General features: G+C 64.2%; 16 protein-coding genes. All 16 read right to left on the bottom strand.

Annotation, left to right across the window (positions count from 1 at the left end):
- Positions 1-53 precede the first annotated feature (53 nt).
- Positions 54-938 carry an isoaspartyl peptidase/L-asparaginase family protein gene (locus tag ACLBKT_RS12735; RefSeq protein WP_410183283.1) on the bottom strand — a complete coding sequence of 295 codons (885 nt, stop codon included), beginning with the start codon at positions 936-938 and terminating at the stop codon, positions 54-56.
- Positions 938-2,164: a cyanophycinase gene (locus tag ACLBKT_RS12730; RefSeq protein WP_410183282.1), complete on the bottom strand. Its 1,227-nt coding sequence runs from the start codon at positions 2,162-2,164 to the stop codon at positions 938-940. Before ACLBKT_RS12730 ends, ACLBKT_RS12735 begins: the two co-directional genes overlap by 1 nt.
- Positions 2,164-3,615, bottom strand: a complete 1,452-nt coding sequence (gene yfcC, locus ACLBKT_RS12725) for a putative basic amino acid antiporter YfcC (protein ID WP_410183281.1) — start codon at positions 3,613-3,615, stop codon at positions 2,164-2,166. The genes ACLBKT_RS12730 and yfcC overlap by 1 nt, the downstream gene beginning before the upstream one ends.
- Before the next feature lie 79 nt (positions 3,616-3,694).
- A complete protein-coding gene (locus tag ACLBKT_RS12720) occupies positions 3,695-6,538 on the bottom strand; it encodes a TonB-dependent receptor plug domain-containing protein (protein WP_410183280.1) in 2,844 nt (947 codons plus the stop codon).
- Positions 6,539-6,976: 438 nt separating this feature from the next.
- A complete protein-coding gene (locus tag ACLBKT_RS12715; RefSeq protein WP_410183279.1) occupies positions 6,977-8,170 on the bottom strand; it encodes a polysaccharide biosynthesis/export family protein in 1,194 nt (397 codons plus the stop codon).
- On the bottom strand, positions 8,167-9,531 hold the full coding sequence (locus ACLBKT_RS12710) for a glycosyltransferase family 4 protein (protein ID WP_410183278.1): 1,365 nt from the start codon (positions 9,529-9,531) through the stop codon (positions 8,167-8,169). Before ACLBKT_RS12710 ends, ACLBKT_RS12715 begins: the two co-directional genes overlap by 4 nt.
- Positions 9,532-9,547: 16 nt before the next feature.
- Positions 9,548-10,684 carry an FkbM family methyltransferase gene (locus tag ACLBKT_RS12705; protein ID WP_410183277.1) on the bottom strand — a complete coding sequence of 379 codons (1,137 nt, stop codon included), beginning with the start codon at positions 10,682-10,684 and terminating at the stop codon, positions 9,548-9,550.
- An 85-nt stretch (positions 10,685-10,769) separates the two neighbouring features.
- Positions 10,770-11,156, bottom strand: coding sequence for a hypothetical protein (locus ACLBKT_RS12700; RefSeq protein ID WP_410183276.1), 387 nt, complete (start codon positions 11,154-11,156; stop codon positions 10,770-10,772).
- A complete protein-coding gene (locus tag ACLBKT_RS12695) occupies positions 11,149-13,356 on the bottom strand; it encodes a glycosyltransferase (protein WP_410183690.1) in 2,208 nt (735 codons plus the stop codon). The genes ACLBKT_RS12700 and ACLBKT_RS12695 overlap by 8 nt, the downstream gene beginning before the upstream one ends.
- A gap of 38 nt (positions 13,357-13,394) precedes the next feature.
- Positions 13,395-14,051 carry a hypothetical protein gene (locus tag ACLBKT_RS12690; RefSeq protein WP_410183275.1) on the bottom strand — a complete coding sequence of 219 codons (657 nt, stop codon included), beginning with the start codon at positions 14,049-14,051 and terminating at the stop codon, positions 13,395-13,397.
- An 86-nt stretch (positions 14,052-14,137) separates the two neighbouring features.
- Positions 14,138-14,983, bottom strand: a complete 846-nt coding sequence (locus ACLBKT_RS12685; RefSeq protein WP_410183274.1) for an SAM-dependent methyltransferase — start codon at positions 14,981-14,983, stop codon at positions 14,138-14,140.
- Between the two features lie 11 nt (positions 14,984-14,994).
- A complete protein-coding gene (locus ACLBKT_RS12680) occupies positions 14,995-15,750 on the bottom strand; it encodes an ABC transporter ATP-binding protein (RefSeq protein WP_410183273.1) in 756 nt (251 codons plus the stop codon).
- A gap of 11 nt (positions 15,751-15,761) precedes the next feature.
- Positions 15,762-16,559 (bottom strand): ABC transporter permease, encoded by a 798-nt coding sequence (locus ACLBKT_RS12675; RefSeq protein ID WP_410183272.1) that lies wholly within the window; start codon positions 16,557-16,559, stop codon positions 15,762-15,764.
- A 2-nt stretch (positions 16,560-16,561) separates the two neighbouring features.
- Positions 16,562-17,755 carry a hypothetical protein gene (locus ACLBKT_RS12670; RefSeq protein ID WP_410183271.1) on the bottom strand — a complete coding sequence of 398 codons (1,194 nt, stop codon included), beginning with the start codon at positions 17,753-17,755 and terminating at the stop codon, positions 16,562-16,564.
- The gene (locus ACLBKT_RS12665; protein ID WP_410183270.1) at positions 17,752-19,005 is read right to left on the bottom strand and encodes a glycosyltransferase; all 1,254 of its coding nucleotides are present in this window, start codon (positions 19,003-19,005) and stop codon (positions 17,752-17,754) included. Before ACLBKT_RS12665 ends, ACLBKT_RS12670 begins: the two co-directional genes overlap by 4 nt.
- The gene (locus ACLBKT_RS12660; protein ID WP_410183269.1) at positions 19,002-19,763 is read right to left on the bottom strand and encodes an NTP transferase domain-containing protein; all 762 of its coding nucleotides are present in this window, start codon (positions 19,761-19,763) and stop codon (positions 19,002-19,004) included. The genes ACLBKT_RS12665 and ACLBKT_RS12660 overlap by 4 nt, the downstream gene beginning before the upstream one ends.
- Between the last annotated feature and the right edge of the window lie 63 nt (positions 19,764-19,826).

Genomic DNA, 19,826 nt, shown 5'->3' with positions numbered 1-19,826 from the left:
AGTGCGGCGGATTTGCGACAGGTCTGGCAGGGTCTGACGCGCGCTGGGAGGGCCTAACGGATGCCGACGAAGGGCTGGCGGCCTGCGCCAGCCACCGCGCGTTTCATGCCGGGAGAGTTGAACGCCATCGTCACCGCGCCGCTGCGATCGACCGCGATCACGCCGCCATCGCCCTGCTGGCGCGCGACCTCTGCCAGCATCGCAGCGCAGCTCTCGTCGAGGTTCGCCCCGCCATAGGCGATGCGCGCGGCAATATCGCGCGCGCCGCCCGCGTAGATGAAAGCCTCGCCGATCCCGGTGCAGCTGACCGCGATGTCGCCGTCCGCCCAGTTGCCGATGCCGGTAATCGGCGTGTCGCCGACGCGCCCGGCACGCTTGCCGAGCAGGCCGCCGGTCGAGGTCGCGGCGGCGAGCCGCCCCTGCTGGTCCAGCGCCACCGCACCAACCGTGCCATGCGCGAGGCCGCTGTCGAGCTGGAGCAGTTCCTCCGCCTCCACCCCGACCGGCAAACGGTAATGGGCGGCGCTGTCGGTGACGAAGGCCAGCCCCTGTTCCTCCGCCAAGCGCCGCGCGCCTGCGCCTGCGATCAGCACATGAGGTGTGTGTTCGAGCACCGCGCGCGCCGCGCGGATCGGGTGGACGAGGCCCACCGCCGCGCATACGCCGCCCGCCCGCATCCGCGCCCCGTCCATGATCGCGGCGTCACATTCGACCTCGCCCCGGTCATTGGGCGCAGACCCGCGCCCGGCGACATAAAGCCCGCTCGCTTCCATCGCCGCGACCGCGTGTTCGACCACGTCGATTGCGCTTGCTCCGTCGGCCAGCTGCGCCTCACAGTCCCGCACCAGCGCGCCAAGATGCCCCTCGACCTCGCGATAATCGCGGGTGGGGTGGACGCCTGCTCCGCCGTGCAATGCGATGACGTGAGGGTGCGGCATCAATCGGTGGCCTTTCTGATGGCAACGGTGATCGGGGTGATGTCGAAGGCGACGCCTTCAATCGTATAGCGGGCGCGGCCCTGTGCATCGCGGCCCCACCACCCGCGCGCCGCGCCGGTCTTGGCGAAGCGGTAGGTGACGCCCTCTCGGCCAGCAAAGGAGTGGCGTTCGGTCACGCTGGCAGCGGCGTTATCCAGCAATCCCTCCCCCACGACCCCAGCAAGCGTTTGGTCGCCATAGGCCATGCCGCCGCCTGCGAGCAGCGGGCGTTCGACGTATTCGCGCCCCGCCGTCGGCTTGCGGATGGGGGCAGGGGTGACGCCCGGTTCGGCAAGACCGATGCTGTCACCCGCGCCCGCCAGCCCGAGCCTCAGCCCTGCGATCCCGATCCGCGGCCCGCGGGTCCGCTGCGCCATGCGGGCATCGAGCAGGGTGACATAGCCGCTGCCTTTCACCAGAGCGCGACCATCGCCGAGGCTGACGATCAGCGCGGTGTCCTCATCAATCCCGAGGCCGATGCGCTGCGGCTGACCGGGGTCGGTGATCGCCACCGCCAGCCGCCCGAGCCGCGCGCGCTCACCGAAATGCTGATCGACCAGCGCGCCTTTCAGGAACCCGAGCCCGCGCGTCAGCTCAAGCGGTTCGCCGCCCGCATTGGCCAGCAGCGCGCCCAGGCTGTCGCCCTGACCGATCATCCCTTCGCTCATGATCGCTGCCCCGGCCGAGGTGCCGCCGACCACCGCGCCGCCCGCCAGCCGCTGCCGGATTGCGGCGAGCATCGGGGTGTCGCTGCCATCCTTCTCCAGCAGCACCGCCGTGATCCGCGCCTGATCGCCGCCGAGGAACCAGATCGCGCCCGCGCGTTTCACCGCAGCGATTTCCGCCGGGTCATGCGCATTGCCGGCCCAGCGGCTTTCGTCCTCATCGGGCGTGCCGGGGTCATCGACAGCCGCGAGGCGGATGGTCACGATATCCTCCGGCCTGGTGCCGTGGCGTTGCAGCGCGGCGGTAAAGGCCCGCGATGAGGCTGCGGATTCCCCCGAGGCCGCCGGAATGATTGCAATACCGGGCGCGCCCTCGGGCCGGGCATCGAGCAGCGCGGCGAAAATCTCGGCATTGGCCGGATCGAGCCCGCCGCCGACGATTACCAGCGTGCCGCCCTCGGCCCGCGCCGCGGCGGTGCTCGCCGCCAAAGCAAGGCCCGCCAGAATGAACCGCGCCCGCATCAATATCCTCCCAGATGGGCCGCAACCATCACCGCGCTCGACAGCGCCATCAATCCCAGCACCGGCCGCCAGATGAAGGCCAGCCATTCGCCAAACCCGATCCGGGCCGCTGCCAGACAGGCCATCAGCACCGCTGAGGTGGGATTGACCAGATCGGTGAACCCGTCGCCCAGCTGGAACGCCAGCACCGCCGTCTGCCGCGTCACGCCCGACAGGTCGGCCAGCGGGGCCATGATCGGCATGGTGACGCTCGCCTGCCCCGATCCCGAGGCGATGAAGAGGTTGATGAGGCTTTGCACCATGAACATCGCCCAGGCGGTCAGCCACTCGGGCATGGCGGCGGTGAACCCGCTCAGGCTGTCGAGCAAGGTGTTGAGCAGTGAGGCCCGCGCAGGGTCATCTCCGCCCAGGATCAGCAGGATACCCTTGGCCGCGCCGACCACCAGCGCAGCGGGGAGCAACTGTGCAGCGCCCTCGCGGAAGGCGTCGACCATCGCGTGCACGCGCGCGCCTGGGATCCGGCCGAAATGGGCGATCGCGGCGGTGGCGATGCCGACGGCGAAGAACTGCGCGGCGATTTCGGGCAGGTAGTAGCCGCGGGTCGAAACACCCCACGCAACCCAGCCGACCCCGGCGATCACGGTCAGCAGCACCAGCTTGTGAGCGACGGTGAACGCCATCGCCGGAGCCTCTGCCGCCGCCTCGCCCAGCGTCCCGATCCGCTCCCGCCGCCCCAGCCGCACCGCGCGGGCATGGCACGCGACAAACAGTGCGGCGGCGAGGGTGAAGCCCAGCCACAGCACCGCGCGCACCTCCAGCCCCGACATCGGCGCAAGGCCGGCAATGCTCTGCGCAACGATCACGCTGAAGGGGTTCATCCAGCTGGTCGCAAAGCCGATCTGGCTCGCGCCGTAACAGACCAGCACCGCCGTCACCGCGTCATAGCCTGCGCGGGTCAGCGCGGGCGCGAGCAGCAGGGTGAGGGCAATCGCCTCCTCCGACATTCCGAACACCGCGCCCGCCAGCGAAAAGGCGATGCACAGCGCAATGATCAGCGTCTCGTTGCGCGCCTTGCCGCCGGGCAGGGCCGATTGCAGCGCGGCGTCGATCGCGCCGGTCTTCATCACCATCCCGAACACGCCGCCCAGCACGATGATGAAGGCCATCAGGCCAATGGCCGCCGAATTGCGATCGCCGGTGACCAGCCCCGCAAACAGAAAGTCGATGAAGCCGGTGCGCGCCTCCCCGCCCATGATCGGCGCGGGGCTTGGCCCGGCGGCGGCGGTGAAGCTGCCGGGCACGATCCGCGCCGGATCGCCCGCCAGCGCGAACTGCCCCGGTGTGAACAGCCAGGTCGCCGCCCACGCCAGCGCGGCGAGCGTGAACAGGATCAGCAGCGTATCGGGCATCTGCCAGCGTTTCGCCGGGGGCAGCGCGGGATCGTCAGTCATGTATTCTCCTCGCCGCGCCGCCCCGGACCCTGCGCACGCTTGACGCGCAAGGCCCGGGTGGTGCGACCCTCACCGAGGCTCAGAACCGCTTCACGATGCTGACCGTGGCAAACCGACCGATGAGGTCGTGATTGAACAGGTCGACATTGGACGACGAACCGAGCACCAGCGGGGGATCCTCGTCAAGCACGTTGCGCACCGCCAGCTGGACGAAGCTGTCTTCGGCGAAATCGTAGCTGACGGTGAAATCGACGGTGATGTAATCATCGACGAAATAGTCCTGCCCGCGCGGCAGGCCGAGGGCGTCGAGCGTCCGGTTGGCCGGATCGTCGCGGTAGCCGCTTGTGTAGAACCCGGCGACGCTCGCGCGCCATTCATCCTTGCGCCAGCGCAGGCGGGCCGCGCCGATCCAGTCGGGGAAGAGGTAATCTCCCGCCAGCCGTTCAACCGGGCTGGAGGGCGACGCCTGCCGGTCGAAGTTGAGGATGTGGGTCACGTCCGCAGTCAGCGTGAACAGCCCGAGCGGCCCTTCGGGGAAGCGGTGGGTGTAGGCGACATCGATCCCGTCGGTCTTCTGGAAGCCGAGATTGGTGATCTGGAAATGCGCGTCCGACACAAAGCCGTTGGTCACCTCCAGCCCGGGTGAGCCGGTCGGCAGCAGGCCGGAACCCACCACCGGGAATTCGCCCGCCAGCGCGCGGCGGATGAAATCATCCTCGTCGATGCCGACCAGATTTTCGTGCCGGATGTTCCAGTAATCGATCAGTAGTTCGATCGCATTGCTCGGCTGGAACACCACCCCGCCGCCGAAGCTGCGCGCGTTTTCGGCTTCGAGATTGGGGTTGCCGACGTCCTCGGACAGCAGCGCCTGACCGGTGGCGTTGGCGTTGTTGTTACAGGCCTGCGGCGTGGCCCGGCAATCGACGCGATAGGCCGACAGCAGCACACCCGCCCCGCTTTGCGCGAGAGAAGGCGCGCGGAAGCTGGTCGAGTAATTGCCCCGCAGGGCGAGCCATTCCACCGGCTGCCAGCGCGCCGCGATCTTGGGATTGAAGTCGCCGCCGAAGCCCTGGAAATCGTCGTAACGCGCGGCCAGTTGCAGGTTAAAGGTCTCGGTCACGGGGACGTAGAACTCCCCGAACACGGACCAGTTGTTGCGGGTGGCGTTGGCGCTGGTGGACGAGAAGCCGAGGATCGGATCGGGGTTGGTCGGGGTTGCGACCGCGAGGCCCGAGGGCACATCGCTCAGCGTTTCGCGCCGGAATTCCCCGCCGAACGCGGCCTTGACCGGGCCGGCGGGCAGATCCAGCACCGTGCCGTTGACGAAGCCATCCAGCGCATAAAGCCGCGACTTGCCGCGCCGTTCGGCCTGCGTTTCCAGCAGGTCGAGCACGCCATCCTCCTGATCGGTCTGACCGCCGAAGGGGTTGTACCACAGCGTCGATTTGCCGGAATCCTCGCAGGTATTGCCGACAAAGCGCGCGCTCGGCCGGGCTGCGTTGACCGTCCAGCGGTTCACCCGGCTGCCGTCGGTGCAGATATTGCCGAGGTTGAGATCGAAGAACGTGCCCGACTGGTACAGCCCGGAGGTGCCGCGTTGCACCCGGTCATTGCCGCCGAACAGGAAGGCGACATCGAAGTCCCAGTCGCCGGTCAGATCGCCCTTGAGACCGGAGGTGATCCGGTAGCTGTCGGATTCGACTGCGACCCCGCGCGGCTCGGGCACCTTGCCCCAGGCGAAAATCGGGAAGCCGAAGAATTCGCTGAAGTCGTCCACCCCGGCTTCGTCGATGAGGTCCTGCTGGAGCGCGGCGGGCCAGAACGGGTTTTCGGGGTCGACCGGCGCGCGGCTGAAGTTGGCCGGGCTGCTGACCCCGCGTGAACGCACGCGCTGGTAGATGACATCGTTGTACCACGTCAGACCATCGGTGATGCGGAACTGGTGGGTGAACAACCCGCCCAGCGTTTCCAGCCGGTCATTGGCGGAAACAAAGGCGTTGTTGTTGACCTCGCAGAACTCGCCGAGGTTGCCGACCCCGAAATCCTCGGGCGCGCAGCCGCCGTTCCCCGGGCCTTCGGTCTGGTCGTTGGTTTGTAGGAACAGATCGTTGAAGCTCGGGAAGAAGCCCTGCTGGCTCGGGCTGAAGCTGTTGCGGCTGATCGCCCGGTCGCGCAGGAAGAAGGGATTGCGGCGGAAATAATCGACCACCAGCATCACCGAATTGCGCTCACCCAGCTGGGCGCCGAACACGCCCGAGATGTTGAAGCGGCCTTCGTCTGTCCCCGCGGTGGAATTGCCGTAGGAGCCGGACAGCTCCAGCCCTTGGAAATCCTCGCGCAGCACAAAGTTGACGACCCCCGCCACGGCGTCGGCACCGTAGATCGCCGATGCACCGGACGGCAGCACCTCGACCCGCTCGATCGCGGCCAGAGGAATCGAGCTGGCATCGATGAAGCTCTCCTGCCCGCGCGCGAAGGCGCTGATCTGGGCGCGGCGTCCGTTGATGAGCGTGAGGGTGGAGGATGCACCAAGCCCGCGCAGCGACACCGCCGAAGCGCCGACCGGCGTGTCGGACGACAGCGCACCGGCGGTCGCGGTCGAGAAGGTCTGGCCGCCGCCGCTGGTGACGGGCAGGTCTTGCAGCACTTCAATGATGGTACCGGCGCCCGACTGGACGATATCGTCGCGCGTCACGGACAGCGTCTGCACCGGGCCGTCCTTGGGCAGGCCGGCAATCCGGCTGCCGGTAACGGTGATGGCTTGCCCCTCTTCGGCGGACTGTTCGTCGGTGGTGGCAGTGACGTCGGCTTGGGCATCGGCCGGCTGCGTCTCGGCCTGAGCCAGAGCGGGCGTGGCGACGCCGGCGAGCAGAATGGAGGCGACGCGCAGCGCGCCGCGGTAAAGCGGTGTTTGAAACGACATAAGGTGAACCCCCTGAAACCCTGAGGCACGGCACGCGGCCGCGAGGCGAATCAGCGGGATGAAGCCCGGAGCTGTGATGAAGGGCAGCGACGCGCCACGGCGCCAGTCGCTGCAATCAATCCGCGCCTATCCCGCGCGGCAGGGAATCACTCGTTGAACCAGTCGGTGAGATGAAACTCGACCGACCGGCGAACGGTCACTTGACCGCCGAGGGGACAGAAGAAACGTGCGTCCATGCAAGCAAGTATGTCATGCCCGTTCGCACCGTGCAACATTCTTGCAAGTACCCATGCAATCGGCGCAATTCCGCCATCGGCGTGCCTTGCCGGAGGCTCATGCACAAACCCGCTGTGTCGCGACTGCAACACACCCGATTGTTGATGTCCTGCAATTTTTCGCGTCAGCGCGACTCCGATGGCAAACCGTCCGCAAGCCGGGTCAGTTGCCGTTATTGGTCACCACATTGCCGATTGCGACAGCCGAGAACGCCAGGCTGGTCACGGTCGACAGGAATTCCCGCAACTCCGCTCCCGGTGCCGTCGAGACATAGACCACATCCTGATCACGGATCTGGAATTCCTGCGCCACGAAGAACCCGCGCGCATCCGACAGATCAAGGCGATAGATGACCGGGACGCGGCCATCCTCAAGCGCTTGCGTTGCCCGACGCTGTGCCGGATCCAGTGCCTCCGGTTGCTCCAGCCGGAACACAAACACGCCGCGAATATTGGCCTGGTTATCGCGCAATCCGCCGACCCGCGCCAAGGCCTGCGCCAGCGAGATGCCCCGCCCTTCGAAGGGGATTTCCGCGCTGGTCGCCACAGCGCCCATCGCGATGAAGCTGTAGGGCTGGTGCAGCACCGTCACCACGTCTTCCGGGCGCATCCGAATGTTCTGTGCCGGTTGGGCAATGATCGCCTCCAGCGCCATGGTCGCCGAGGTGCCGCCGCGACTGACCTGCACGGTAGTCTGATGCACCGGCGCGCGCGGGCCACCGGCGCTCGCGATGATGTCGAGCAGTCGCTCGCCGCGCGGGCCCAGCGGGACGCGGCGGCTGGCGGCGATTTCGCCCAGCACGGTGACATTGCGCGAATCGTTGAGCGCCAGCCGGACGTTGACCTGGGGATCATTGGCCCGGCCCGCCAGCCGCGCGACGATGGCACGCTCAATGGCGGCAGGCGTTTGCCCGGCCGCTTCAATCTGCCCGGCAAACGGGACGCTGATCCTGCCCGTCCCATCGACCACCTGCTGGACGACAGTGCGGTTCTGCGCGCCAGCGTCGGCTCCCGGGATGATCCCTGCGCTGCCGAACAGCACCGCGGGCGGTGCTTCCCACATCGCGATGTCGAGCACATCGCCGGGGCCGATCAACACGTCGCCCGCGCCGCCTTCACCAAATTGCTGCGCCAGACCAAGCGATTGTTCGAAGGCTGCAATCCGCTTGTAGGTCAGCGGATCGAGATCAACCAGTGCGACCTGCGACCCGGCATAGTCCGCCCCCTCGGCCTTGCGGATCTGACCGGACGAGGGCCCGGCCGCACCCAGCGTGGTGCAGGCACCGACCACTCCGGCGAGCAGCAACGCAAGCAAGGGGCGTGCGACGGTTCCGGTGACGGACTTGGGGCGGGTCATGCTGATTGTGCCTTTGTAAGCGGGACAGGCGGCGCGGCGCGCCCCTCGTTGGGAAGGCGCGAGGCCGTGCCGGTCAGCCGCGCATAAAATTCGCTCAACCGTTCGCGATAGGCGCCTGCGCTGAAACGTTCTGCCTGTACGAGGCCGCGTTGCCCCAGCTCTGCGACGGCGCTGTCATCATCGTCCAGCGCCTTGATCGCCCGGGCGATCGACCGCACATCATAGGGGTCGACCATTACAGCCGCATCGCCCGCGACTTCGGGCAGCGAGGATGTGGCGCTGGTGATGACCGGGGTGCCGAGCGACATCGCCTCCAGCACCGGAAGCCCGAAACCTTCATACAGCGAGGGGAACATCACCGCCCGCGCCCCGGCAATCGCCGTGGCCAAGGTCTGGCGCGGCAGATAGCCCAGCCACTTGATGCGCTTTTCGGTGTCCAGTTCGGCCAACTGCTTGAGCAGGGCGACATCGCGCTCGCTTCCCCATCCGGGCGCACCGACGATCACCAGCGGGTGCCGCGATCCGCTCATCAGATGCGCCTCCAGCAGCCGGGCGAGGTTCTTCTTCGGTTCGAGCGCGCCGAAGAACAGATAGTACTCGCGCATTCCGACGCCGAGCAGCCCTTCGACCTCCTGCGCGATCTGATCGGGCGTTACGCTGTCCAACAGCCCCGCGATATCGGTCGACTGGTAGAGGTTGGTGACCCTGTCCTCCTCGACGCCGAGGATGCGGATGATGTCGGCGCGCGAATGCTCGGACACGGTGAGGATATGATCCGCCTCGCGTGCGATCCGCTGGCACAGAGCCAGATAGTGCCGCTTGTGATCCGCGGTGGTGTAGGGAAGGCGCAGCGGCACCAGATCGTGCAGCGTGTAGACATTCGCCGCGCCCGGGGTCTTGACCGGCAGCGGATAGGTCCAGTGCGCAATGTCCGTCCCCGGTAGCGCGACCCGCGTCATCCGCCCCGTCGCCCGGAACGCCGCGTTGGCGAGTTCATAGAGCTGCGGCGTGTGCCAGTACCGCGCCCCCGGCACGCCGAGCGCGGGCGGCAGGATCACCTCGCCCGAAAGCGCGACTTCGCGCGCCTGCCGGGTGCCGAAGACCCCGCCAGTCGCTTTGACGACCTGACCGGGGAGCGCCAGCGCCCGCCGCTTGCGAGGCTCGGACTGCCCACCGTCACCCTCGGCCAGAGCGATTTCGTTGAGCAGCGGCTGCTTGCGCGAATGGCCCGCGCGGGTGCCGAACATCAAACGGACCTCAAACCCCAACCCCGCAGCCGCCCGCGCAAGGTTGCGGCCATAAGTGGCCACCCCCGTGCCGTGCGAGCGGGCGATGTTATAGGCGTCGAGGAGGATGGTCATAGAGTGTGTGCCGTCATCAACGTCTCTGCAAGCCAGGTATACTCCGTGGAATACAGAGCACATCCCACTCTTCGGTGAATTCGCCAGACCATTGACGAATTCCCGCCTCTAATCCGGCCCCCTCGTCAAAGTGTTTGAATTCATATCCTAAATCTTCAAGAAACCTGTAGATTTCTCGGTAGTCGTAGCCTTTCAGCTTCATCCAATATGGGGCTATTTCCAAAAAGATCTTAGGCTTGAACCGGTCAATGACGTTCCTTGCTCCCAAAAGCACAAATAGCTCAAAGGATTGAACGTCGATCTTCATGAAATCCAATTGATCAATGACGATTTTCCCAGATGAAATCAGGTTGTCGAGCGCCCAGACTGGCACAACCTCACCGCCCGACGACTCTGTCGTTGACGCCACCGACAGAGCTCCGAAATTGTTCGGCTCTTCATAGGATATCGGTGCCATATAAAGTTGCCCATCTTGGTCACCGAGGCAGCCTTGCATCAAGCTCGTGTTCCAGCACCCATTCAGCGCAAGGTTGGCCGAAGCGAATCTGAAAATCTCCTGCTGAGGTTCGAATGCGAAAACCTTTCCGCCCTCGCCCACGAGCTTGGAGAAAAATACAGTGTGATGGCCAATGTTTGCGCCGATATCGAAAGCGACGTCACCGACTTTGACAAGTTGCTCAAAAAGTTCGAGATCTTTGGGGGCCCATGCCCCTGTGTTCTTGATTGCCTGCCCGATCACCGCATCCAAGTGCGGGACTATGAGGCTTCCCACCTTCGCAAATCGAAAGTCGGCATGGCTAGAGAGCGGGAATGACTCGCTTTGCCACGGCTGAAGCTCGAAGAACTCGACTCCCTTGAGCCACACTTGTTGGCCTTTGGCTGCCGGATCGCAATCGCCCATCGCAAATAGCGAGATCGACGTCAGTTCACTGCTATCGGAACCGAATTCGATCCAGCAATCACTCGGTTCAGATGAGAATAGGTTGAATTGCTCTAATCTCCCCTGTTCAATTTTTGAGAGGCTCCCGCTCCAAGCGTGCGTATGGAAATGTAACTTGCCTCTGCCTTTGGAGTATATAGTTATGCCATTAAACCTATCATCAATCAGGTCTGCCAAGGGATCGAAAGCATTTGCGCTAAAATTCTTTAGCATGATGCCATCACTTGGTATGTAGTGGGTAGATGCTAGGGACCTAAGCATAGATGATGTATAATACATGGTGCGACCTCAAGTATGTTTAAATCATCGTAATAAAGTCGTTGGGCCGCGCGCGGCTTGAAATGCGCTGGCGGACGCGGATCGTGTCGTCCACCGCCCAGCGATCGGCTTCCTGACTGGCCGTAATGGCGCGTAACTGAGCGTCCTTGCACGCTTCGTTCTGTTCCTGCGGCAATCCGCCGCGGGCGGTCTGCGTAAGCGCCCGCGGACGGATAACCGCCTTACTCGCCTCGGCCAGTGCTGCCCGTGTTGCCGGCCAGCCGGAAAATCCACTCTGCGAAAGAAGCAGCCACGGCAGGACCTCGCGATCGTCTCCAAGTTCTTGCGCCAGGTCGTTCGCGTCGTGCCCAGATATTGGCGTTTCGGCCATCATCGCCGCTTGAAGCAGCCATCCGGCATCAATCATCGTTGCCTCCTGAATTCGCGAGAATGCTGCGGTAATATTCGGCCACGTCGCGCGCCATTATCGTGTCCGAGAAGCGCGTAGAGAAAGCACGGTGACTGGATTCTGCGAGCCGCCCGAGCCCTGCGCGGTCGCTTGCAAGCACACGAAGACGCTGCACCGCGCCGTTCACAAATGCATCTTCACTGGAAAACAAATAGCCCGAGACACCTTCCTCTATGACCTCGGCCAGCCCGCCGGTCGCAAGTGCGAGCACTGGGGTCGCCGCAGACATTGCTTCAATCGCGACAAGTCCAAAGGATTCGAACCGGCTCGGCATCATCACAATATCAGCGTCGAAATAGAGCTGTTCGAGCGCCGCGCGATCAACCTCCCCGTGGAAGCGGATGCCCCCTTCGCGCACTGGGTCGATGCCATATTCTGCCTTGATGCGGCTAAGCAGGGCGGCATCCGGGTTCGCTCCGGCGAAATCGAAGCACAATTGCGCATCACTTCGCAGATGCGCCGCGACCTTCAGCGCGAGGTCATAGCCTTTGCGCGGCTCGAACCGTCCGGCGAACAGGACGCGTAGTGGCTCGCCCTTGCGCTGGCGGGCCAACTTGTCGTCCAGCGTGACGCCGAGCAGGTCGAGGATATCGGGCGTACCGTGCGGCACAATCCGCGCCCGCTCCCCTAGTGAAACGTCATATTCGTTTTCGATCTGGTCGATCACTGCGCGACTGTTGGCAAGGATGTGCGGCGCGCGGACAAGTGCCGCCCGCTCGGCTTCGATCATTGGCTCGACAAAGCTGCGACCGTAGATGATGCGGGATGTCCATTCCCGCTTGAACGGACGTGCCAACTTGTAGCTGGTGTGCAGGCTCAGGACGCTTGCCACATCGGGATCGTCGAGCACTGGCAAAGCCTCCAGATCCCAGATCGGGAAGGACACTAGGTCGACCCCGAAGGTCTTGAGGAAGTCGATTTCCCGCATCACGCCGGCCATCCAGTCGGCCACCCCGCTGCGAGGCACCCGGTAGGTCGCCGCCAGCGCATCGGCGTCCTCGGCGGCAGCCGTGATCTTGTGAAACCAGATGCCGTCGCGGAAGCGGCGGCTGGGCAGGTCTCGAGCGCGGGTGATGATATGGACGGCCAACCCAGCCTCGCGCAGACCTTCGGCCAGCAACATCGTCCAGCGGGCAATCCCGGCCTCGTTGTCAGGCGGCAGGCCTTGCGACACCAGAACCACCCGCAGCGGGCGCGGCATCGTGGATGCAAGAAACGGTTCCGGCGCGGGGCTGGCTGCCAAGTCCCCTCGGGTCTTGCGCTCGAGCAGCGCGCGGCTGCTCGCTTCTATTCCCGCTTCGGTCCCGGCCTCGACATCGCTGTCAAGCGCCTGACGGTGGAGCGACGAAATGTCGCCATGCTCTTCAAGCCAGGCATTGGACCTGAGCAGCTCGGTCCGGTAACTCTCAAGCGCCTGAGCCACCTTGCCGTAGCCATCGGCCCGGCCATGGTGGTTGATGAAATAGGTCTTGCTGACAACGGAGGGATAAAGCGTTTTGGCTTTGCGTGTGCTGGACCGGATGTGGCTGGCGGCGAACTGGTGGAAGATCATCGCAGCCGGTTCATAGACAACGTTCCACCCGCTATCGACCAACCGCAGACAGACGTCAGTTTCGTCGAGCAGATAGGCGAAGGTATGATCGAACCCGCCGATTTCGCGTAGCGCGGACATGCGGAAACTGGAGTTGGTGCCGAGCAGGCTGGGATAGAGCGGGGTGCCAGGCCAGTTAAGAACCCGTTCGTCAAAGGAATCCGACGGGAAATAGGCATTGCCGAAACGATCGCACACCGTCTTGCGCACCTGCCAGCGCACTCCGGTATTATCGACTGTGAAACCGCCAACCCCGCCGATCGACGGATCGGCGAAACTGCGCGCGAGATAGCGCAGCCAGTGTGGATGGGGCACGGCGTCATCATCGAGGAAGGCAACTATCTCGCCCGCCGCGCCTTCGATCCCGACATTGCGTGAGACTGACAGATTGGGCACATCACAGCGCAGATGCTTGATCCGCCCCTGCCAGCTCGCCAACACGTCTTCGGAATTATCGGTTGATGGGCCGTTGACCACTACCAGTTCGACATGCGGATAATCGAGCTGCATCACGCCGGTAATTGCATCATTAAGCAGTTCGGCACGGTTAAGTGTGTTTATCACCACCGAAACAGACGGTGATTGGGCGTCAGAAAGAAAGCGGGTCACAGCTCTTCCTCTCGCACGAGTTCAAGCCACGAGCGATTAGCCCGCTCAAACCGCGGATCACGGATCATCGCCGCCATCAGCTCGTCAAGAGTCGCGCAACCGCGCAAGAAGCGGGCAATATCCTCATCATCCATTCCTAGCGCACCCCACAAAAGGCGGCCGCAGGCAAGAACATCTGGTCGGCCCGGCACATGCTGCGGCTGCGGACCGGTCTTGTAATGGAGGATTGGGTGGCGATGTTCTTCAAGACCTTGCCGCGCCATCACAAATCGCAGGTGTGGATCGACATCCTGCGGTGCCGCTCCCAGCGCACAGGCCGTGCGGTAGGCATTTTCGGCCCTGACGAAGGCTTCCTGTTCTTTTGCCATGTGACCCAGCTGGGTCCAGTAACTGCGCTCATAAGGATACAGATCAAGTGCGGCCGCATAAGCAGCCTCGGCCTCAAGCCAGTTTCGAACATCCCGGGCTCGGTCACCGCGCTCAATATGCTCAAGAAAACGTGCGTCACTAAGAGCCGCCCTCTGCGACGACTCAAGCAGATCTTGACGGCTTGTTCGTGACACTGACGACGTTCTGCCCGGCACTGAAGTCCCGGCTCCCGCCCGCACCGTACCGCGCCGCGCTAGGGCGAACATGTCCTTTCTGGTCTTCATTCCTCGCCCCCCTGATCGGCTATCTCGATGACATTGCCCGACAATCCCCCGTGAAGAGCATTGGCGATCTGCGATAAGTTCATGGATCAGGCCCCGCCCTTCTGAATGATCAGGCCGAAGGAGGTGGTGACCCACTTTTCAATCATGAGTTTCAGGTGCCGGTCGGCAGAATAGGGAGCCATATCGATATGTCGGTCGAGCGGCTGGTCCCCGAGATCGAAGGTCAGATCGATCCGGTGGCCGCGCGCGCGCAGGCGGTCTGCCAGGCGCAGAAAATCGCGCTGCCGGAACAGGACGGTGGAAGCATGGTCCAACGTGTCACCGTCTGACGAGCAGTTGAACTCGGTCGTATGCACCGCCACGCCCCCGGGGACGAGGCAGGCGATCGACTTTTCGATGAAGGCCAGCCCATTCGCGATCGAACCAAGGTGCTCAAGCGCGCAGGCCGACCAGCAGAAATCGAACCGCCCGGCGAGATCGGACGGCACATGGTTCATGTCGACCACGCGGTAATCGACAAGGCGTGCGAAACTGTCCGGATCGCACAGCGCGCGGTTGTTGAGCGCGGCCTTGCCGGCGGCGTGCTGATCGGTGTCGACCCAACCCAGCGCCGCGGCGCGGGACTGGTCAAGATCGGTTGCCAGCACTTCTACGCCGCGCTGCGCCATCAGGGCGGCGAGTGGCTCCTCACCGACGCCGAAGCCGAGCCCGCGCATGTCCGGGGCCAGCTTGCCGGTGCGGGCCAGCGCCTGCAGGATGTAACAGAACTCCCACTGCTTGCGATGATGGCGCGGCACTTCGCCGATCGCCGCGCACCAATAGGCATAGGCAGGCTCTTCCATCTGCGCCTGGGTGCAAGCCTGCGAACGCGGGTCGCGCAGCGTCGGCACCGGATCGGCAACAGGGGTAGCAGTTTTGAAGAGGCCCAACATGATCCCGTTTCTTAGGCTGTCGTCGGTTCGTGCGGAGACCAGCCCACCGGCGGCTTCCACCCGATCAGATCCTTGAAGATGGCATAGGCGACCTCAAAATCGTCGTACGGGACGAATTCGCCCTCGTGCAGGATCGCCCAGCGGTTGCAATTGTCACGGACATACGCGGCATCGTGGCTGATGATGATCATCGCCCGGTCGCCGCGTTTCTCGAACAATTCGTGATTGCAGCGCTCGTGAAAGCGCGCGTCCCCGACCGATGCAATCTCGTCGATCAGAAAGCAGTCAAACTCGATGATCATGGAAATGGCGAAAGCCAGCCGCGCCCGCATGCCCGAGGAATAGCTGCGCACTGGTTCGCGCAGGTAAGGACCGAGCTCGGCGAATTCCTCGACGAAGGCCAGGTTGCGTTCGAAATCCTGATTGTAGATCCTGCTGATGAACCGGATATTGTCCACGCCCGTCAGCATCACCTGGAAAGCGCCGCCGAATGCCAGCGGCCATGACACTGACATGGTGCGCTCGATTTTGCCTAACGTGGGTTTCTCCGCGCCGCTGACCAGGCGGATCAGGGTAGACTTGCCCGCGCCATTGCGACCAAGGATGCCAAGCCGTTCGCCCCGCCGCAGTTCGAAGTCGACGCCCTTCAGAACCTGCTTGTCGCCGAACCGGGTCGGATAGGTCTTGTGCAGATCGGTCACGCGCAGGACCCCGGTGGCGTCGCCACCCACTATGCTCGCCTGCCGGTGCAGCGCGCCTTCGATCAATCCTTGCGCGGTCATTCGGGAACCACCCGGCCTTCGCTCCATCGCACCAGCATCAGCGCCACGACGGAAATCACCAGCGAGAAGGGGATTACGTATGAGAGGTCGTAGATGGCCTCCACACGGCTGCCGAAAAAGCCCTCACGGACGATCTCGACGCCATGCACCATCGGAATGTAAAGCACGACCTGCTGCGCGTAAGGGGGCAACGCCGAGACGAGGAACGCCGAGCCGGAGAGCGGGAACAGGAGGTAGGAGGCGGGATGCCACAGTTTCTCGACCAGCTCGCTTTCCTGCGAAACCGCCCCCAATGCGATTGCGAGCGCCGCGCCGAACCAGGCGATCAGCAGCCAGCCCCCGACGACCTCCAGAAAATCCTCGGGTGGTTCAAGCCAGCCGATCAGGATGAAGAACAGCGACAGGGTGAAGAATGAGATCGTCGCGCCCGAAAACTCGATCATCAGACGCGCCAGGTAAATATCCAGCGGCTTGATGTTGCGGTGATACATGAGCGAAAGATTGGCTTCGAGCGCGCCGATGCAGCGGCCCGGCATATTGCGCCACAGCAGCACGCTGGAATAACCCGTAAGTGCGAAGGCCACGATCGGGATGTCGCTGCCGTGCACCGATTTGGTTGCGGTCCACAGCGCTGTCACCCCGAGGGTGAAGATCATCGGCTCGACGAACAGCCAAAGAAAGCCGATATTGTGCCGCCCGTAGCGCGTCAGCATCTCGCGTATCAGCAGCGCGCCCAGCACGCGGCGCTGCACCCCAAGGCTGGCGATCAGCGAATCCCGGGCGGCGCTTGCCATGCTCAATCCCTGTGCTCACGAATGCCGACCAGCAGCATTGAGACCACACCCCAGGCCAGCAGGCCCAGCACGAAGGTGGCGAGGATGTTGCGCAAACGGCGTGGATAGGCAGAATCGTCGGGCAGGCTCGGATTCGAAATCCGCTCGACATAGGCCTGTTTGCGTCGAGCTTCTGCCTGCGCCTCCTGATAGGCCGACAGCGTGATGCCGAGTTGCTTCTCCGCAAATTCGGACGCCAGCTTCAGCTCCTGATAGCGCACCGAAGCCGAAGACAGCGAACCCCGTCCGCCCGCCAATTGCGTGGTCTGATCGGCAATTTCGCGCTCGAGATTGCGAATCTGCGTGCGCAAGAACGGGATTTGCGATGCCCGCGGCGTATAGGTCTGCAATTGCAGCAGCTGGGTCTGGGCCGCGATCAGCTGGTCCTGAAGCTTCGAAATCATCTGTAGCCCGGCACTGGCCTGCAATTCGGGATCGATCAGGCCTTCACGATCGCGGAAGGTCCCAAGCGCCAGCGCGGCCTCCTGTGCTTCCCGCCGGGAGCGGGCAAGTTCGGCCTCGGCAAAGGAAATGGCGTCGCGCCGTGCCCGGTTGGACAATTCATTGACCAGCTCTTCGGACTTTTCGAGCAGCCGCTGGTTGATCGCCCGCGCGGTCTGCGGGTCGAAGGATTGCACTGACAGCACCGTGACCATGGTCGTGGTCGAATCCTCGGCCGACACCTTGTCGAGATAGTATTCGAACAGGTCTTCGCCGGTATCCGCGCCGAACCTGCCGAACCGGTCGAACCAGAAGATCGACGGGTTGCCCCATGCGCGGGTTGCGTAACCATCGGCATTGATGGCAGCGAGGCCCTGACGCGAACTCAGGAACTCGGTGACGGCTTCGCTTTCCTCGCTAGCGCCCACCAGACTGCCGCCCCCCAGCACCACGCCCAGCGGTGACAGGTTGGGTTTCGACGGGCTGCGCACGATGAAGCGGCTTTCGGAGACATAGACCTCGCTGGCGAAGACACCGAAATAGAGGCTGGCAATCAGAGTCGGCAGGATCACCAGCGCCGCGAACAGCGGATCGATCGCCTTCAGCCGCGACAGCAGGCTGCGGCGAGCAGGCGCATCGTGATCAGCGCCGGGTGCGCCATGCGGTCCTTCTGGGTCAGTCAGCACGGGATCAAGAATAGGCTTCATCTGGGTCATGCCAACCCCCGAGCCAAATCCGAACGTGCCGCGGTGTCATTGGCTGCGACCAGCGGGGCACAATCCGCGGCGCGGCGCACGGGGAGGGTCTCGAGCCATTCCTCCACCAGACCGAAATGATCGCGCCAATCCGGGGCGGACCATGCCGCCAAGGCGGCCATCTGGCGGCTCCGCTCCGCTCCATCGGTCATGAAGTCCTTGATCACGCGCAGCCACTCTTCCGGCGCATCAGGAGCAAGGAAGGTCGGCACGGTGCCGCCAACTTCGCGAAACACCGGCAGGTCGCTGGCAATAACGGGAACGCCGAGCGATAGCGCCTCGACCACCGGCAGGCCGAAACCTTCGGCTCGCGAAGGCGCCAAGAGCGCGCGCGCTGCGCTCACATGCTGGACCACCTCGGCATCGGTGCACCCGGTGTGGATCGTGACGAAACGGCGCAGCTGAGGATCGGACAGATAGCGCTGGCGCACCGCCTGCGAACCGACACCCCACCGCCCGATCAGCACCAGCCGCGGCGCGCTCTCGCCATAGCGGGCAATCAGGCGCTGCCACACGTTGAGCAGCAACATATGGTTCTTGCGCTGTTCGATGGTGCTGACGCACACAAAGCTTGCTCGCTCCATCGCCGCAAGAGCAGGCCGTTCAGGCAGGCGGGGCGATCCGAGCGGGGCGCCAAGGATCGGCGGCAGGGCCAGCCCCTCGCTGCGCGCAAAGGCGGTGATGGCGCTGGCCGTGACGCGCGAATTGGCAATGATGCCGCTTGCCGCCTCAAGGGCGCGGCGGACACGCCCGTTGTGCCGGTTGACCTTTTGGGGCGTCGTGAATTGCGGATGCTCGATCGGGATAAGATCGTGCAGCAGATAGACCGGCCGCAGGTTCTCCGACCGCACCCAGGCAATATGCCGATCAAGGTCGAAGTCGGTGTGGGTCACGTTGAGATACAGCGCGCCAGGCGGGGTGCCGACGCCGCGTGCTTCGCCATCCATCAGCGCCGCAAAGCCGCTGGCCAACGAGGCGAAGCGCTGACGCAATGCGCCGCCGGGCGTGTCGAGCAAGGCGAAGAGCCGTTCCGACTGCGCCCGGGTCATCACGCGCGCGCGCCCGCGCACCTGGATGACAGCTTGGGCACGCGCCGCAAAATGCGTGCGATAGGCGTCAGCGACACGGTCAATCCCGGTCGGCATGGCACCGGACCAGTAGCGCGCGATCATGCGCGTGCAATCAAGCAGCAGGGGTTGAGCGGTGGTCATGCGGCGACCTGATGCGATATCGGCTGTGCCGCGCCGCGCCCCAACAGGGCGGGCGCCATCGCCTGTGCCAAGGCCAGCATCGCCGGATCGTCGACGTCGATCCACAATTCACCCGTCGCATCGACCGTGTCTGCCAATCCGCGATCGGCGAGGCGTTGCATCCCATCGGACAGGCTGCCGCTGGCGCCTTCCCCAATCGCATCGGAAATCGATTGGGCGAGATCGGGTGTGGCAATGAAGGCGCCGCAGTCGACCGCGTCATATCGGCTCAGATGCTTGCCGATCTGTGCGATCTGGCCGTTGCCGTGGCAGCGCACCCAGGTGGCATCCGCAGGATCGATCGCGGGCCCATCGACGCCGCGATCGATTGCCAGAGCCGCACCGGAACTGCGGCCAAAGTCTGTCACAAGGCGCTGCAGCAGCCCCACACTGAGCAGATGATCGGCCATCACGAGCAGGTAGTTGCCGGTGATCCTTGCGGCACCGGCGATGACGGAATGGCCGTTCGGACGCGACCAGTCCGCCATCCGGCATGGCTCGAGCGCCACGCCGGTAACCTGCGCAATCCCGGGCAGGCGAGCCTCAATCTCGTCGGCACAATGCCCCGTAACGATCACCGCCCGCGTAACCCCGACAGCGGCCATCTGTCGCACAGACCATTCCAGCAGGCTGATACCGGCGACTTCGACAAGCGGCTTGGGCGTCCGCATGGCGGACAACCGGCTGCCAAATCCGGCCGCGAGGATCACTGCATTCATGACGGGCTGCCTTGGGCCAGAGAGGATGAGAAGCCAGGGAGCTTGCAAACAGGGGATTCTGTA

This window comes from Erythrobacter sp. W302b (assembly GCF_046452395.1).
In the GTDB taxonomy this organism is placed as follows: Bacteria; Pseudomonadota; Alphaproteobacteria; order Sphingomonadales; family Sphingomonadaceae; genus Erythrobacter.
The sequence above is the reverse complement of the archived record's forward strand: the minus strand, read 5'-3'. Positions and strand labels throughout refer to the sequence as shown.

Bases quoted from the DNA above. Each gene is read 5' to 3' on its own strand.
- ACLBKT_RS12735 (WP_410183283.1), bottom strand. From the start codon at position 938: ATGCCGCACCCTCACGTCATCGCATTGCACGGCGGAGCAGGCGTCCAC.
- ACLBKT_RS12730 (WP_410183282.1), bottom strand. From the start codon at position 2,164: ATGCGGGCGCGGTTCATTCTGGCGGGCCTTGCTTTGGCGGCGAGCACC.
- yfcC (WP_410183281.1), bottom strand. From the start codon at position 3,615: ATGACTGACGATCCCGCGCTGCCCCCGGCGAAACGCTGGCAGATGCCC.
- ACLBKT_RS12720 (WP_410183280.1), bottom strand. From the start codon at position 6,538: ATGTCGTTTCAAACACCGCTTTACCGCGGCGCGCTGCGCGTCGCCTCC.
- ACLBKT_RS12715 (WP_410183279.1), bottom strand. From the start codon at position 8,170: ATGACCCGCCCCAAGTCCGTCACCGGAACCGTCGCACGCCCCTTGCTT.
- ACLBKT_RS12710 (WP_410183278.1), bottom strand. From the start codon at position 9,531: ATGACCATCCTCCTCGACGCCTATAACATCGCCCGCTCGCACGGCACG.
- ACLBKT_RS12705 (WP_410183277.1), bottom strand. From the start codon at position 10,684: ATGCTAAAGAATTTTAGCGCAAATGCTTTCGATCCCTTGGCAGACCTG.
- ACLBKT_RS12700 (WP_410183276.1), bottom strand. From the start codon at position 11,156: ATGATTGATGCCGGATGGCTGCTTCAAGCGGCGATGATGGCCGAAACG.
- ACLBKT_RS12690 (WP_410183275.1), bottom strand. From the start codon at position 14,051: ATGAAGACCAGAAAGGACATGTTCGCCCTAGCGCGGCGCGGTACGGTG.
- ACLBKT_RS12685 (WP_410183274.1), bottom strand. From the start codon at position 14,983: ATGTTGGGCCTCTTCAAAACTGCTACCCCTGTTGCCGATCCGGTGCCG.
- ACLBKT_RS12675 (WP_410183272.1), bottom strand. From the start codon at position 16,559: ATGGCAAGCGCCGCCCGGGATTCGCTGATCGCCAGCCTTGGGGTGCAG.
- ACLBKT_RS12670 (WP_410183271.1), bottom strand. From the start codon at position 17,755: ATGACCCAGATGAAGCCTATTCTTGATCCCGTGCTGACTGACCCAGAA.
- ACLBKT_RS12665 (WP_410183270.1), bottom strand. From the start codon at position 19,005: ATGACCACCGCTCAACCCCTGCTGCTTGATTGCACGCGCATGATCGCG.
- ACLBKT_RS12660 (WP_410183269.1), bottom strand. From the start codon at position 19,763: ATGAATGCAGTGATCCTCGCGGCCGGATTTGGCAGCCGGTTGTCCGCC.